We start from the raw sequence: 14,613 nt of genomic DNA on the forward strand, positions 1-14,613 counted from the left end.
TCACCAGATCACTACCGACCAGGCGGCGTGACTCAACACATGTCGTCATTTCGGAAAGATGTCCACTAGTCGGCTGGCGATCCGCTCCAGCGGCCGGATCTCCACCGCGGCCTGGATCGCGGCCGCCGCCTTGGGCATGCCATATACCGCACTGCTCTGCTGGTCCTGGGCGATGGTCAGAAAGCCCTGCTCGCGCATCAGCTTCAGGCCCTGGGCACCGTCGCGGCCCATGCCGGTCAGCAGTACGCCCACCGCTTCGCTGCGCCAGAACCGCGCCACGCTCTCGAAGAACACATCGATCGAGGGGCGGTAGATTTCGTTGACCGGCTCGGCGGTGTACGCCAACTGGCCGTTTTGCAACAGTCTGATGTGATGGTTGGTGCCTGCCAACAGCACCTGGCCCGGCTGCGGGGGCTCTCCCTCGCGCGCCAGCCGCACCGGCAGGCCGGATACCCCGCTGAGCCACTCGGCCATGCCGGCGGCAAAGACCTGGTCGACATGCTGGACCAGCACGATGGCCGCCGGAAAATCCCGGGGCAGCCCCTTGAGCAGCACCTCCAGCGCCGCCGGCCCACCGGCGGACGAGCCGATCGCGACCAGCCCGCTGCGGGCCGCGGTGCTGCGCGCCGGTGCCGCCACCGAGCGTGCCGCACTGGAACGCTGCTGGCCGATCAGCCAACCGATGTTGAGGATCTTGCGCAACAAGGGCGCGGCCGCCTCGCGCGCATCCCCCCCACCCAGTGCCGGCGTGTCCACCACATCCAGCGCGCCGTGGCCCATCGCCTCGAACACGCGATGGACATTCTGCTTGCGGTCCACGGTGACGATGACGATCGCACAAGGCGACTCCGCCATGATCCGCCGCGTCGCCTCGACCCCATCCATGACCGGCATGATCAGGTCCATGAGGATCAGGTCGGGTGTCTGCTCGGCACACTTGTGCACCGCTTGCTCGCCGTTGCCTGCCACCCACACCACCTCATGGGCCGGCTCGAAGGCCAAGGCGCGACGCAAGGCTTCCACAGCCATGGGCATGTCATTGACGATGGCGATCTTCATCCCTGTGCACCTCCGATCAACTCTACGACGGCTTCCAGAAGCGCGTCGTCGTGGAAGCTGGCTTTGGCCAGATAATAGTCGGCACCTGCATCCAGTCCACGACGACGGTCTTCTTCCCTGTCCTTGTAGGACACCACCATCACCGGTAACGACTGCAACCGGCTGTCGCGGCGCACCAGGGTCACCAGTTCGATGCCGTCCATGCGCGGCATGTCGATGTCGGTGATCAACAGGTCGAAGTCTTCCCCGCGCAGGGCGTTCCAGCCGTCCATGCCGTCGACCGCCACCGCCACCTCATAGCCGCGGGTGCCGAGCAGCTTGCGCTGCAGCTCTCGCACGGTGAGCGAGTCGTCGACCACCAGCACGCGCTTGCGCGCCACGCCCCGGCCTTTCCCGGTGCCGCGCTCGATGCGCTCCAGGCGTCCGGTGCTGAGCAGCTTGTCCACCGAGCGCAGCAGGTCCTCCACATCGATGATCAGCACCACCGAGCCATCGTCGAGCAATGCCCCCGAGGAAATGTCCTGGACCTTGCCCAGGCGCGGATCCAGCGGCATGACCACCAGCACCCGCTCGCCGATCAGGCGCTCGACCGCCACGCCATAGAGCTGCTCGCCCTCGCGGATGACCACCACGCGCAGGCTGTCCGCCTCGCCCTGGGGGGCCGGGCGGTTGAGCAATTGGCTGGCGGCGACCAGGCCGATGTGCTGCCCTTCGTGCCAGAAATGCTGGCGGCCCTCGATCTGCACGATCGACTGCGCGGGAACGTCCAGGGTCCGCTCGATATGCGCCAGCGGGAACGCGTAGGCTTCGGCGCCGACCTCGACCACCAGGCTGCGCACCACCGACAACGTCAACGGTACCTCGATATGGAAGCAGCAGCCCTGCCCGGGCGTCTGCGTGAGCTCGATCGAGCCGCGCAGTTCGCGCACCATGTGCTGCACAGCGTCCAGGCCTACGCCGCGACCGGACACCTCGGTGACCTGCTCGCGCAGGCTGAAGCCGGGCAGGAAGAGGAAGCTGAGCAGCTCCGCCTCGCTCATCTGCGCCACGGTCTCGGCCGGCGACAGGGCGCGCTCGACGATGCTGCGGCGCAGCCGCTCCAGGTCGATGCCGGCGCCATCGTCGACCAGTTCCAGCACCAGCAGCCCGGCCTGATGGGCCGCGCGCAAGCGCAGCGAGCCGTCGATGGGCTTGCCGGCCGCCACGCGCCGTTCGGGAGACTCGATGCCGTGATCGACCGCGTTGCGCAACAGGTGCGTCAACGGCGCATCCAGACGCTCGAGAACGTCCCGGTCGACCTGGGTCTTCTCCCCTTCCACCTGCAACTGCACCTGCTTGCCCAGCGACCGCCCGAGGTCGCGCACCATGCGGCTCTGGCCGGTCAGCACATCGGCGAACGGGCGCATGCGGCAGGCCAGGGCCGTGTCGTACAGCAGTTGGGCACGCTGGGTGGCCTGCCAGCCGAATTCGTCGAGGTCGGCCGCCTGCTGTTGCAGGATCTGCTGGGTCTCGCCCAGCAGCCTCTGGGTCTGGGCGAGGGCCTCGAGCACCTCGGCACTCTGGCCGCTGCCTTCGAGCTGACCGCGCAGGCCGTCAAGGGCGCGCATGCCTTGGCCATGCATGCGCTTGAGGCGTTGCAGGGTCGCCAGGTAGGGCTTGAGCCGCTGGGTTTCGACCAGCGACTTGCTCGACAGGTCGAGCAGGCTGTTCAAGCGATCGGCGGTGACCCGCAGGACCCGCTCGCCCCCTTCGCCGCCACGCCTGGCCTGGCGGGCGGAGGACACGGGCTCGGCGTCGGCTTCGACTTCGCCCGGCCGCTCCGACGGCAGGGGTTGTGCCGGGGGCGTGGCGACCGATGCGCTCGGCGCCTGCGCGATGGCACTGGCGGGGTCGAGCAGCGCCGCCATCTGGGCGAGAAACGCCGCGACGCCAGCCTCGCCCTGGGGGTCACCCGGCGTCGCGATGCGCATCAGCAGGTCGGTGCCCTGCAGCAGCGCGTCGATGTGCTCCGGGCGCAGCAGCAGGCGGTGTTCCTGGGCGGCCACCAGGCAGTCTTCCATCACATGGGCCACGCTCACCCCGGCATCGATGCCAACGATGCGCGCGGCACCCTTGAGCGAGTGCGCCGCGCGCATGCACGCCTCGAGCTGGTCGGCCTGGGCCGGGTTGCGCTCCAGCGCCAGCAGACCTGCGCTGAGCACCTGGGTCTGGGCCTCGGCTTCGAGGCTGAACAGTTCGAGCAGGGAGGCATCGCGCATTTGCTCGGGGGTCATGACAGGCTCCGCTTCACGGCACCAAGCAGCTGCTGCTCGTCCAGCACGCGCACGCTGCGACCGCGCCACTGCAACACCGCCAGGGTGAACTGATGCGCCTCGCGCTCGACAGGCTCGAGCGCCAGTTGCAGGCGATGGATGCCGTCGACCTCATCGACCGCCAGCACCACCGGCCCGCCGTCGGCCGCCAGAATCAGCATGCGCGGTATCACGCGGGCGGAGCGCTCGTTGCCTTCGGTCACCGGCATGCCCAGCAGTTCGGCGAACGACAGGCACGGCACTAGGGCACCGCGCACGTTGACCACGCCTTGCAGCGTGCGCGAACGCTGATGAGGCAAGGCATGCACCGCCAGCAAAGGCTCGATCTCGACCAGGCAGGCCGTGGCCAGGGCCAGCCATTCCTCGCCCAGCCGGCACAGCAGCATGGAGCGGCCGAGCGCTGCGGGCTCGACCGGCGGGGCGTCGACCTGCTCGTCCGACACCAGGCTATAGCGGTCGAGCAGACGCGTCGCGGCGGCAGCATGCACCTCGCAGTTGCGGCAGTGAATATGCCGCTCCAGCAACGGGCACTCCTTGTTGCCATGCACGCCGATGCGGTTCCAGCAATCGTCGATGGCGTCATGGGCCTGGGCAATCAAGGCCATCGCCGGCTCATCGCTCATCCTTCAGCCTCCCGGTCCGATTTTGCCGCACGCGCCTGCAGCCGGCGGGCACCGGCGACATCACCTTGGGAAGCGAGCAATGCGGCCAGATGCATCAGCGCCTCGGTATGCTGGGGCTCCAGATACAAGGCCTTGCGATAGTGCTTGAGCGCCTCGCCGGCATCGCCCTGGGTATCGCTGAGCAGGCCCAGCCAGTAGTAGACCTGCGCCTTGGGTGCGAACTGCCGCAGGTAGCGCTCGCAACTGGCGCGCGCCTGCTCGCTGGCACCACTGTTGGCCAGCTGCGCGATGCTGGCCAGCAACTCGGCCTCGTCCGAGCGGACCTCGTTCGCCACGGGCGGCGCAGGGCGCGCGGGCGGGGCGGCAGGTACCCGCACAATCTGCGGCGGCATCAGGCGCGGCGGTGGTGGGACGACCGTGGCGCTGCGAGCGACCGGCGCGGCCAGCAGTGGCGGCGGCGTGTCGCAAGGCGACTGGCGAACGTAGGCGAACGATTGCGCAATGCCCAGCGGGCGCATGCCCAGACGCGCCAGCAGGCTGCCTTCGGCCGGCCCGATGAACAACACGCCGCTGTCATGCAGCAGGTGCTTGAGCACTTCGAAGACACGCTGTTGGGTGGGCAGGTCGAAATAGATCAGCAGGTTGCGACAGAACACGATGTCGTAGAGCCCGTTGCGCGAGCGCAGCGCCGTGTCCAGCACATTGGCCGTTTCCAGGCTGACTTGGCGGCGCACCCGCTCGTGCAGCTCGAAACCCTCGGCGACGGCGTCGAAGTGCCGGTCGCGGAACGCCAGGTCGATGCCGCGAAAGGAATTGCGTCCATACACTGCCCGCGCTGCACGGGCGATCGAACTCGGGCTGATATCCATGGCATCGACACGGAAGCTGCTCGGCGCGATACCGGCGTCCAGCAGCGCCATGGAGATCGAGTAAGGCTCTTCGCCGGTCGAGCACGGCAGGCTCAGCACGCGCAGCACGCCCCCTGCCCCGCGCTCGGCCAGACGCTTGCGCGCCAGCGTGGCCACGGCAGAGAACGACTCCGGATAACGAAAGAACCAGGTCTCCGGCACGATCACCGCCTCGATCAGCGCCTGCTGTTCCTCCACCGACTGCTGCAGGTGCAGCCAGTAATCGTCCAGATCATCGGCGGCCGAGGCCTCGCAGCGCTGGCGCAGGGCCCGTTCGACCATCGAGGCGCCGACGGACTCCACGTCCAGGCCAATGCGCTCCTGCAGGAAGCGGAAGAAGCGGTGCTCGTTCATCGGGCCTGCTCCGCGCAGTCTTCGGGGAACAGCAACCGGCGTACTTCGTCGGTGAGCAACTGGTTGACCTCGATGCGTTGCAACAGGCCCTGCTCGTCCTGTCGCACCGGGCCCAGGTAGCGCGCTTCGGCATTGTCCACGCCATAGGGGCGGAACTCGTCGACGCCGCAGCGCAGGGTGTGCGTGGCCTGCTCCAGCACCAGGCCCAGGGCGTGCTGCGGTCGCTGCGGCTCGCCACGGTAACGTACCAGCACCAGACGCGTGCTGGTGCGCCGCGGCGCTGGCTTGCCGAGCGTCAGGGCGCACAGGTCGATGACCGGCACCAGCAGGCCCCGGTGACCGAGCACACCGGCTACCCAGGCAGGGGCCTGGGCGAGGGGCTTGAGCGTGGGCAGCGCCAGCACCTCGATCACCTCCCGCACATCCAGCGCGAAACGCTGCTGGTCGAGCGTGAACTGAAGATACAGCACACCCTTGGAGGCGGTGGCGCGCGGCACAGGCGCGTAAGGCTCGCTCATGGTGCTCAGACCTTGAAGCGCGAGACACCGCCGCGCAGGCCGGCAGCCACCTGGCTCAGCTCGTCGATGGCGAAGCTGGCCTGGCGCAGCGACTCGACCGTCTGGGTGCTGGCGTCACTGAGCTGGGCCAGCGCCTGGTTGATCTGTTCGGCGCCGGTGGCCTGGGCCTGCATGCCCTCGTTGACCATCAGCACGCGCGGCGCCAGCGCCTGGACCTGATGAATGATCTGAGTGAGTTGCTCTCCGACCTGCTGCACCTCGAACATGCCACGGCGTACTTCCTCGGAGAACTTGTCCATGCCCATGACGCCGGCGGAGACCGCCGACTGGATCTCGCGCACCATCTGCTCGATGTCGTAGGTCGCGACGGCCGTCTGGTCGGCCAGGCGGCGCACCTCGGTGGCCACCACGGCGAAACCGCGGCCGTACTCGCCGGCTTTCTCGGCCTCGATGGCGGCATTGAGCGACAGCAGGTTGGTCTGGTCGGCGACCTTGACGATGGTCACCACCACCTGGTTGATGTTACTGGCCTTCTCGTTGAGGATGCCCAGCTTGGCGTTGACCAGATCGGCCGCGCCCATCACCTGGTGCATGGTTTCCTCCATGCGCGCCAGCCCCTGCTGGCCGGAACCGGCCAGGCTGGAAGCCTGGTCGGCGGCGCTGGTGACCTCGGTCATGGTGCGCACCAGGTCGCGCGAGGTGGCGGCGATTTCCCGCGAGGTGGCGCCGATTTCGGTGGTGGTGGCGGCCGTTTCGGTGGCGGTCGCCTGTTGCTGCTTGGACGTGGCGGCGATCTCGGTCACCGACGTGGTGACCTGCACCGAGGAACGCTGCGCCTGGGACACCAGGTTGGCCAGCGCTTCGGCCATTTCGTTGAAGCCGGTCTCGATGGCGCCGAATTCGTCCTTGCGCGACATGTTCAGGCGCACGCTGAGATCGCCCGAACGCAACTTGTCCAGCGCCTGCACGATGCTGCGCATCGGGGCGCTGATGGCGCGCATCAGCAGCAGGCCGCAAATGCCCGCGGCGGCGATCGCCAGCAGCAGCGACACCGCCATGCTGCCCTTGGCGGTGGCCACGGCATTGACGATGTCGCGCGAGGCCGCATTGGCCGACTGGGTGTTGCGGTCGATCACCTCGTTCAAGTGCTTGCGCCCGGCGCTCCAGGCCGGCGTGAGCTCCTCGCGGATCAGGCGCTCGGCTTCACCGTAGTTCTTTTCCCGGAAAGCGCCCAGGACGTGGTCTACGGACGCTTCATAGACCTTGTCGAGCGCGACGAAGGCGTCGAAGGAGGCCTGGTCGTCGGCGTCCTGGATGGTGCCTCGGTAATTGGCCATCTGCTGTTGCAGGCGGTCATGGAAGCCCTTGAACACCTCGGCATCGGCCGAAGTGAACTCGCGGCGCCCCGACAAGCCGACCAGTTGCTGGCTGGCGACGTAGCTGTCGACCCAGGCACTGCGGATCATGGAGCTGTAGTAGACACCCGGAATGCTGTCGGACCCTACCGCCTCTTCGCTGGACTCGATGGCCACCAGACGCGAATAGGCAGCCACGATCATCAACAGCATGATGGCGATGATCACGGCAAAGCTTGCCAGGATCCGTTGGCGCAAGGTCCAGTTCTTCACAATCAGCCCTCAGGAATGCTTCACGAGCGGGAAAATCGTCGAAGTATAGCCCAGGCGCCTGACGCTTTTACGGGAGAATTGCCCTGAGGGAGCAGGTGCGCGGCCAATCGACGGCCGCGCGCCCTGTCAGGAAGCCGACACTTGCCTCACCTGCTGCTCGAGCTCTGCACGCAGCGTGGGTTCCAGGCGCAGCTGGCGCGCCAGCTCGTCCAGATAGGCACGTTCCATGAAGTGTTCCTGGTCGACCATCATCACGCTGGCCAGGTACATCTCGGCGGCCATTTCGGGCGTCTGGGCGGCACGCGCGACTTCGGCAGGGTCCAGCGGCTTGTTCAATTCGGCATGCAGCCAGTGCTGCAGGTCGGCATCGTCGTCCAGGCGGGCGAACTCGCCTTCGATCAACGCACGCTCCTTGTCGTCGATATGACCGTCGGCCTTGGCCGCTGCCACCAGCGCCTTGAGCACGGCCTGGCTGTGCTGCTCGACCTGTTCCGGGGGCAGCCGATCCAGGGTGCGTGGCTCGCCTGCACCTGCCTGGCCCTGGCGCGCCTGCCAGTTGCCATAGGCCTTGTAGGCGAGCACGCCCAACGCAGCCAGGCCCCCGTAGGTAAGCACCTTGCCGCCGACCTTGCGCACTTTCTTGTTGCCCATCAGCAGGCCCATCGCGCCGGCAGCCAAGGCACCGCCGCCGGCACCGGAGACCAGGCCACCGAGGCCGCCCGCCTTGCCGCCGAGCAGGTCGCCGAGACCGCCCTTGGCCGGGCCGCCCTTGTTCGGCGCGTTCTGCAACAGCGATTGACCGGATTTGAGCAATTGATCGAGCAGACCACGGGTATTCATCTGGCGGACTCCACGCAGGACAGGAAAGCCTCAGTCTAGAACCGCCAGCTGAATCCAGGCTTAATCGCGCAAGTCCGACTCGTGAATCGGGTTGGCCCGATGGGTTGCGCGCTGGTACTGGGCGGGCCAGGTGGCCTTGTTGCCGCCCAGGTCGTCGTCCGCATGCAGCGGCCAGTAGGGATCGCGGAGCAACTCGCGCGCCAGGAAGATCAAGTCGGCCTGACCGGTGCGCAGGATATGTTCGGCCTGGGCAGGTTCGGTGATCATGCCGACCGTCCCCGTGGCGATTTCCGATTCCTTGCGTACCCGTTCGGCGAAACGGGTCTGGTAGCCCGGGCCTGTGGGAATCTCGGCGTTGACCGACGTACCGCCGGATGACACGTCGATCAGGTCCACGCCCAGCGCCCTCAGGCGGCGTGCCAGTTCCACCGTCTCGTCGGGGTTCCAGCCGTCTTCCACCCAGTCGGTGGCCGAGACGCGTACCAGCAGGGGTAACTCCTGCGGCCAGACTTCACGTACCGCCTGGACCACCTGCAAGGTCAGGCGGATGCGGTTTTCGAAGGAGCCGCCGTAGTCGTCACGACGCTGGTTGCTCAGCGGCGACAGGAACTGATGCAGCAGGTAGCCGTGGGCGGCATGGACCTCCACCACCTTGAAGCCGGCGCTCAAGGCGCGGCTCGCCGCATCGACGAAGGCCTGCACCAGGCCCTGGATTTCACCGATGCTCAGTTCGCGAGGCGCGGTGTGCTCGGGATCGAAGGCGATGCTCGACGGCCCTACCGGCTGCCAGCCCCCCGCCTCGGCCTGCACGCTGCCGTGCTTGCCCAGCCAGGGCCGATGGGTGCTGGCCTTGCGCCCGGCATGCGCCAGCTGGATACCGGGCACGGCGCCCTGGGCGGTGATGAAGCGGGTGATGCGCTGCAGCGGGGCGATCTGCTGGTCGTCCCACAACCCCAGGTCCTGGGCGGTGATCCGCCCATCGGCAGTGACCGCCACCGCCTCGCTGATCACCAGCCCGGCGCCGCCTACGGCACGACTGCCGAGGTGAACCAGGTGCCAGTCGTTGGCCAGGCCGTCGACGCTGGAATACTGGCACATCGGCGAAACGGCGATGCGGTTGGGCAAGGTCAGCTGACGCAAGGTATAGGGCTCGAGGAGCATGCTCATGGATAGCCTCCGAATGACTGCACGTCGGTGCCGGCCCGTCACCGGCACCCTTTGAGACTAGACCAGATTGCCCCCGGGGCCGGTTCCCTAGAAGTTGGCCAATGGACCCTGCCGGCAGCTGCATCGCGCGCTGCGCGGCCGGCTCCTGCCACGCGACGCGCCCGTGCTCAGCGCGGCTCGATATGGGCGATCATCAGTTGCACGCTTTCATTGCCGCGAAACTCGTTGACGTCCAGCTTGTAGGCCAGCTCGACCCAGCGCACGGTCGGGTTCGGCCACACCTCGCGGTCGATACCGAAGGCGATGCCGTCGAGCTTGAGCGATCCACATTCGCTCCTGAGCACGACCTTCAGGTGCCGCTCCCCCACCACTCGCTGCTCGACCAGTTCGAAGACCCCGTGGAACAGCGGCTCGGGGAAGTGCTGTCCCCACGGGCCGGCGTTGCGCAGGGCACGGGCCAGGTCGAGGTGGAATTCTTCTACCGCCAGGCTGCCATCGCTGAGCAGTCGACCGGTGAGATCGTCTTCGCACAGCTGGCGCCGCACCTCCTGGTCGAAGGCCTCGGCGAACAGCGGGAAATTCGCCTGCGGCAAGGACAGCCCCGCCGCCATGGCGTGGCCACCGAACTTGCTGATCAACTGCGGATGACGCGCCGCCACGGCATCCAGGGCATCGCGGATGTGAAATCCAGCCACCGACCGCGCAGACCCTTTGAGCATGCCCTCGCCGGCATCGGCGAAGGCGATGGTCGGGCGGTGGTAGCGCTCCTTCAGGCGCGAGGCGAGGATACCGATCACGCCCTGATGCCATTGGCGGTCGAACAGGCACAGGCCATAGGGCATCGCGTCCAGCGACAGGTCCTTGAGCTGGGCCAGGGCTTCGCGCTGCATGCCCTGCTCGATGGACTTGCGGTCCTGGTTGAGGCCATCGAGTTGCGCCGCCATCTGCGCGGCCTCGACCGGGTCCTCGCAGAGCAGGCACTCGATACCCAGGCTCATGTCGTCCAGGCGTCCGGCGGCGTTGAGCCGCGGGCCCAGGATGAAGCCCAGGTCGGTGGAGGTGATGCGCCGGTGATCGCGGCGAGCCACTTCCAGGATCGCCTTGAGCCCGGCACGGGCACGCCCGGCACGGATGCGCTCGAGCCCCTGGTGGACCAGGATGCGGTTGTTGGCATCCAGCGGTACCACGTCGGCCACGCTGCCCAGCGCCACCAGGTCCAGCAGTTCGCCGATGTTCGGCTGCGCCTGGGTCTGGTAGCGCCCCAGGCTGCGCAGGCGTGCGCGCAGGGCCATGAGCACATAGAAGATCACCCCCACGCCCGCCAGCGCTTTGCTGGGAAAGCTGCACCCGGGCTGGTTGGGATTGACGATGGCATCGGCGTCCGGCAGTCGTTCGCCAGGCAGGTGATGGTCGGTGACCAGCACCTTGAGCCCGGCCGCCTTGGCCGCGGCGACGCCCTCGACGCTGGAGATGCCGTTGTCCACCGTGACCAGCAGTTGCGGCTCGCGCGCCAGGGCCACCTGGACGATTTCCGGGGTCAGTCCATAACCGTATTCGAATCGGTTGGGCACCAGATAGTCGACATGAGCCGCCCCCAGCAGGCGCAGGCCAAGCACGCCGACGGTACTGGCGGTGGCCCCATCGGCATCGAAATCGCCGACGATGAGGATACGTTGGCGCTGGTCGAGCGCTTCGACCAGCAGGTCCACGGCCGCGTCGATGCCCTTGAGCTGCTGGTAGGGCAGCAGGCGGGCCAGGCTCTTGTCCAGCTCCAGCTCGCTCTGCACGCCCCGCGCTGCGTAAAGGCGGGTCAACAGCGGTGGCAACTGCCCGAGAAATGGCAGGGTGTCGGGCAGGGGACGGGGTTCGATGCGCATGGGACTCTTCAATCGGATCGGGGAATCAGCCGCGCTCGCCGAGCAGCCATTGCAGTTGGACTTCGTGCTGGCCACGGTCGTCGGTGACGAACACCGTGCCTTCGCTGATCATCACGTCCCACTTGATGGTGCGCGGCATGTCGGTGGCCAGGACCTGCAACACCTCCTGGGGGATGGCGGCGATGCTCAGGTTCTTCAACCCCTTCACCGCCGGGACCACCTTGCCTTCCCAGACGCGCAGGCTGCCATAGGCCAGCAGGCTGGTGCGCTCGGTCCGGCGCGAACACCAGGTCAGGCGCTCGGCATCGGGCTGACCGACCTCGATCCAGTGCAGGATGCGGTCATCCAGACTCTTTTCCCACACTGCAGCCTCGTCGACATCCGACAGACCACGACCGAACGACAGGTTCTCGTTGTACCACAGCGCATACGCCAGAAGCCGCACGGCCATGCGCTCTTCGGTCTCGGACGGATGACGGGCGACGGTCTGGCGGACACTTTCGTAAACGCCACGGTCGAGGTCGGTGAGATTGAGTTCGAACTTGTAGGTGGTGGATGGCTGGGCCATGAGGCAGAGGCTTCTGTGGAGAAAGTCGGAGAGTTTACCCGATCCGCCACTGCAGAGGGCGCCGGATCGGCGATCGGGCATGACCTGCCCTCTCGCCCCCAGCGACCCATGCGCAATGGCGGTTTCTGCAACCGGTCAGCTGTGATAAAACCAAGGCCATCCAGTCAGCCGCCACGGACTCTTCATGCCCAGTCCCGCCAAACCCCTCGCCGGCCTCAAGGTGATCGAACTCGGCACCCTGATCGCCGGCCCCTTCGCTTCGCGTATCTGCGCCGAATTCGGCGCCGAGGTGATCAAGGTAGAATCGCCCGATGGCGGCGACCCGCTGCGCAAGTGGCGCAAACTCTATGAAGGCACCTCGTTGTGGTGGTTCGTGCAGGCCCGCAACAAGCAGTCGCTGACCCTCAACCTCAAGCATCCCCAGGGCCAGGAAATCCTCAAGCGGCTGCTGGCCGAAGCGGACATCCTGATCGAGAACTTCCGCCCCGGCGTCCTGGAAAAACTGGGCCTGGGTTGGGAGGTGCTGCATGCACTCAACCCGCGCCTGGTCATGGTGCGCCTGTCCGGCTTCGGCCAGACCGGCCCGATGAAAGATCAACCCGGTTTCGGCGCGGTCGGCGAATCCATGGGCGGGCTGCGCTATATCACCGGTTTCGAGGATCGCCCGCCGGTGCGTACCGGCATCTCCATCGGCGACTCGATCGCAGCGCTGTGGGGTGTGATCGGCGCGCTAATGGCCTTGCGCCACCGCGAAGTCAATGGCGGCAAGGGCCAGGTGGTGGACGTGGCGCTGTACGAGGCGATCTTCGCCATGATGGAAAGCATGGTGCCGGAGTTCGACGTGTTCGGCTTCATTCGCGAGCGCACCGGCAACATCATGCCGGGCATCACACCGTCGTCCATCCACACCAGCGCCGATGGTCGTCACGTGCAGATCGGCGCCAACGGCGATGCCATCTTCAAACGCTTCATGCAGGCGATCGGGCGCCACGATCTGGCCGATGACCCTGCCCTGGCCAGCAACGACGGCCGCGACCTGCGGCGTGACGAACTGTACGGGGTGATCGACCGCTGGGCCAATGCCCAGCCATTCGAGCAGTTGATGCAGGCGCTCAACGACGCAGGCGTGCCAGCCAGCCGTATCTATTCGGCCGAAGACATGTTCAACGACCCGCAATTCCTCGCGCGGGAGATGTTCGTCCAGGGTCGCCTGCCCGACGGCAAGGCGTTCAGGATGCCGGGCATCGTCCCCAAGCTTTCGGACACACCTGGCTCGACCGAATGGGTTGGCCCCGAGCTGGGCCAGCATACCAGCGCGTTGCTTCAGCGCCTGGGCTACAGCCCGGCGCAGATCGCCGGACTGCGTGAACAGGGGGCCGTCTGATCCGTGCCGCCAATGCCATGAGGCGCCTGTTGTCGCTGTGCGCCCTGCCGTTGCTGGCGTTGAACACTGCCGAGGCAGGCGAGCGGCTGACCTGGCTGGTGCGCGATCTACCGCCATTCACCATCCATGAAGGGCAGGAGAAAGGCCAGGGGGTCATCGATCAGCTGCTGGCGCGCCTGATCGAGCAGATGCCCGAATACCATCACGACATCGTGCGGGTCAATCGCCCTCGCGGCATACAGATGCTGCAGGATGCCAGCCTGGCCCGCGACCCCACCCTGCTGTGGACCGCGGAACGCGCGAGGTTCGTGAGTTTTTCCCAGCCGTCGCTGCCGATCCTGAGCAGCGGCGTGATCGTGCGTCGGCGCGACATGGCTGCGCTGGGGCTGACCGCAGAACAATCTTCGGTCGACCTCGCCCAGCTCCTGAGCGGGCCCGACCGCATACTCGGGGTAGTGGCCGGGCGCAGTTATGGTCAGGTGGTCGATGCACTGCTTGGCCAATTGCCCGAGGCCACCTTGAGCCGACACTACGGCAACGACGCCACGGCCAACCTGTTGCAAATGCAGCAACTGGGCAGGTTGCAACTGGTGCTGGGCTACTGGCCCGAAGCGCGCTACCTGCTCCAGCAGCAGGCGAGCTCGGTGGACGAGTACGTGTTCCTGTCGATCAAGGGCACCCAGCGCTATCAGCTGATGCACGTGGGCTGTTCCGACACACCGCAGGGCCGCGCCGCCATCGCGCGTATCGACAGCCTGCTACCGCATCTGCGCGAGCAGGTCCTCTTCGAACGCTACGCCAAGTGGTTGGACCCCAACATGCGCCAGCGCTATCTGCAACAAGCCCCACGACTGCTCCAGGCGCAAGGTTCGACCGATACCGACGCCGCCCCCTGACCCCGCTTGCTGACGACAAGGCCCGGCGACAAGGCTGGCGAACAGGCAAAAAGAAACCCCGTCTGCCGATACCGGCAGGCGGGGTCAATCTGAAGCCTCGCAAGGCTCCGACCGGTCTGGCGCGCTACCGGAGCAAAGCAGCGCGAAGGGGCGGTCTAAAGATGTGACGAGTACCTCAGGCGAAGGTTCCCCGAGGCTGCGGTTGATTGCTCAGGGCAGCGATGACGCAAGGTTGCAGCCGGCCCTCGACGATTTGCAGGTCGCGGTGCAGACCGTCTACCAGATCCACCAGCAGACGCTGATCCTGCAGTTGCAGCGGGCTTACCGAACGACGCAGCACGGTCGTGCCACGGGCATCGATCAGGGTCAGCTGACGGTGGCCAGAGCCATCCATATCGTCGAGCTGGACCTGATAGGGCGTCAGGGCATCGTTGAGCAGGGTGCAGATTCTTTCCATCCGGCGTACTCACTTTGTCGGT

13 protein-coding genes are annotated in these 14,613 nt (G+C 66.8%); 2 read left to right on the forward strand and 11 right to left on the reverse strand.

Translation table 11 applies throughout. The features are described 5' to 3' along the window. Nucleotides 1-45 precede the first annotated feature (45 nt). The 10 genes from IAE34_RS11485 to IAE34_RS11530 form a co-directional block, all read right to left on the reverse strand. Nucleotides 46-1,059: a chemotaxis response regulator protein-glutamate methylesterase gene (locus IAE34_RS11485; RefSeq protein WP_200139074.1), complete on the reverse strand. Its 1,014-nt coding sequence runs from the start codon at nt 1,057-1,059 to the stop codon at nt 46-48. Next, nucleotides 1,056-3,332 (reverse strand): hybrid sensor histidine kinase/response regulator, encoded by a 2,277-nt coding sequence (locus tag IAE34_RS11490; protein ID WP_200139075.1) that lies wholly within the window; start codon nt 3,330-3,332, stop codon nt 1,056-1,058. The genes IAE34_RS11485 and IAE34_RS11490 overlap by 4 nt, the downstream gene beginning before the upstream one ends. Next, nucleotides 3,329-3,994: a chemotaxis protein CheW gene (locus IAE34_RS11495; RefSeq protein WP_233631093.1), complete on the reverse strand. Its 666-nt coding sequence runs from the start codon at nt 3,992-3,994 to the stop codon at nt 3,329-3,331. The genes IAE34_RS11490 and IAE34_RS11495 overlap by 4 nt, the downstream gene beginning before the upstream one ends. Beyond that, entirely contained in the window at nt 3,991-5,256 is a 1,266-nt protein-coding gene (locus IAE34_RS11500) for a CheR family methyltransferase (protein ID WP_200139076.1), read from the reverse strand. Before IAE34_RS11500 ends, IAE34_RS11495 begins: the two co-directional genes overlap by 4 nt. Continuing rightward, complete coding sequence (locus IAE34_RS11505; RefSeq protein WP_200139077.1) at nt 5,253-5,774, reverse strand: chemotaxis protein CheW; 522 nt, start codon at nt 5,772-5,774, stop codon at nt 5,253-5,255. The genes IAE34_RS11500 and IAE34_RS11505 overlap by 4 nt, the downstream gene beginning before the upstream one ends. A 5-nt stretch (nt 5,775-5,779) precedes the next feature. Beyond that, nucleotides 5,780-7,402, reverse strand: a complete 1,623-nt coding sequence (locus tag IAE34_RS11510; protein WP_200139078.1) for a methyl-accepting chemotaxis protein — start codon at nt 7,400-7,402, stop codon at nt 5,780-5,782. 126 nt (nt 7,403-7,528) lie between these two features. Further along, nucleotides 7,529-8,242, reverse strand: coding sequence for a tellurite resistance TerB family protein (locus IAE34_RS11515; RefSeq protein WP_200139079.1), 714 nt, complete (start codon nt 8,240-8,242; stop codon nt 7,529-7,531). A 60-nt stretch (nt 8,243-8,302) separates the two neighbouring features. After that, on the reverse strand, nt 8,303-9,409 hold the full coding sequence (locus IAE34_RS11520; RefSeq protein ID WP_200139080.1) for an NADH:flavin oxidoreductase/NADH oxidase: 1,107 nt from the start codon (nt 9,407-9,409) through the stop codon (nt 8,303-8,305). Between the two features lie 167 nt (nt 9,410-9,576). Continuing rightward, nucleotides 9,577-11,286 (reverse strand): single-stranded-DNA-specific exonuclease RecJ, encoded by a 1,710-nt coding sequence (recJ, locus tag IAE34_RS11525; protein WP_200139081.1) that lies wholly within the window; start codon nt 11,284-11,286, stop codon nt 9,577-9,579. Between the two features lie 25 nt (nt 11,287-11,311). Beyond that, complete coding sequence (locus IAE34_RS11530; RefSeq protein ID WP_200139082.1) at nt 11,312-11,854, reverse strand: YaeQ family protein; 543 nt, start codon at nt 11,852-11,854, stop codon at nt 11,312-11,314. 184 nt (nt 11,855-12,038) lie between these two features. Here IAE34_RS11530 and IAE34_RS11535 point away from each other — a divergent pair, with 184 nt between their 5' ends. Together IAE34_RS11535 and IAE34_RS11540 are read left to right on the forward strand one after the other, a co-directional pair. After that, on the forward strand, nt 12,039-13,238 hold the full coding sequence (locus IAE34_RS11535; protein ID WP_200139083.1) for a CaiB/BaiF CoA transferase family protein: 1,200 nt from the start codon (nt 12,039-12,041) through the stop codon (nt 13,236-13,238). Then, nucleotides 13,238-14,134 carry a TIGR02285 family protein gene (locus IAE34_RS11540; RefSeq protein WP_442793198.1) on the forward strand — a complete coding sequence of 299 codons (897 nt, stop codon included), beginning with the start codon at nt 13,238-13,240 and terminating at the stop codon, nt 14,132-14,134. The genes IAE34_RS11535 and IAE34_RS11540 overlap by 1 nt, the downstream gene beginning before the upstream one ends. A gap of 175 nt (nt 14,135-14,309) precedes the next feature. On the opposite strand, the gene IAE34_RS11545 is transcribed toward IAE34_RS11540, so the two are convergent. Further along, nucleotides 14,310-14,591 (reverse strand): DUF3509 domain-containing protein, encoded by a 282-nt coding sequence (locus IAE34_RS11545; protein ID WP_200139085.1) that lies wholly within the window; start codon nt 14,589-14,591, stop codon nt 14,310-14,312. Nucleotides 14,592-14,613 lie beyond the last annotated feature (22 nt).

The organism is Pseudomonas sp. S30, from assembly GCF_016518545.1.
Classification (GTDB): Bacteria; Pseudomonadota; Gammaproteobacteria; order Pseudomonadales; family Pseudomonadaceae; genus Aquipseudomonas.

Excerpts from the sequence above, each read along its gene's own strand:
- IAE34_RS11485 (WP_200139074.1), bottom strand. The coding sequence starts at position 1,059 with ATGAAGATCGCCATCGTCAATGACATGCCCATGGCTGTGGAAGCCTTG.
- IAE34_RS11490 (WP_200139075.1), bottom strand. The coding sequence starts at position 3,332 with ATGACCCCCGAGCAAATGCGCGATGCCTCCCTGCTCGAACTGTTCAGC.
- IAE34_RS11495 (WP_233631093.1), bottom strand. The coding sequence starts at position 3,994 with ATGAGCGATGAGCCGGCGATGGCCTTGATTGCCCAGGCCCATGACGCC.
- IAE34_RS11500 (WP_200139076.1), bottom strand. The coding sequence starts at position 5,256 with ATGAACGAGCACCGCTTCTTCCGCTTCCTGCAGGAGCGCATTGGCCTG.
- IAE34_RS11505 (WP_200139077.1), bottom strand. The coding sequence starts at position 5,774 with ATGAGCGAGCCTTACGCGCCTGTGCCGCGCGCCACCGCCTCCAAGGGT.
- IAE34_RS11515 (WP_200139079.1), bottom strand. The coding sequence starts at position 8,242 with ATGAATACCCGTGGTCTGCTCGATCAATTGCTCAAATCCGGTCAATCG.
- IAE34_RS11520 (WP_200139080.1), bottom strand. The coding sequence starts at position 9,409 with ATGAGCATGCTCCTCGAGCCCTATACCTTGCGTCAGCTGACCTTGCCC.
- recJ (WP_200139081.1), bottom strand. The coding sequence starts at position 11,286 with ATGCGCATCGAACCCCGTCCCCTGCCCGACACCCTGCCATTTCTCGGG.
- IAE34_RS11530 (WP_200139082.1), bottom strand. The coding sequence starts at position 11,854 with ATGGCCCAGCCATCCACCACCTACAAGTTCGAACTCAATCTCACCGAC.
- IAE34_RS11535 (WP_200139083.1), top strand. The coding sequence starts at position 12,039 with ATGCCCAGTCCCGCCAAACCCCTCGCCGGCCTCAAGGTGATCGAACTC.
- IAE34_RS11545 (WP_200139085.1), bottom strand. The coding sequence starts at position 14,591 with ATGGAAAGAATCTGCACCCTGCTCAACGATGCCCTGACGCCCTATCAG.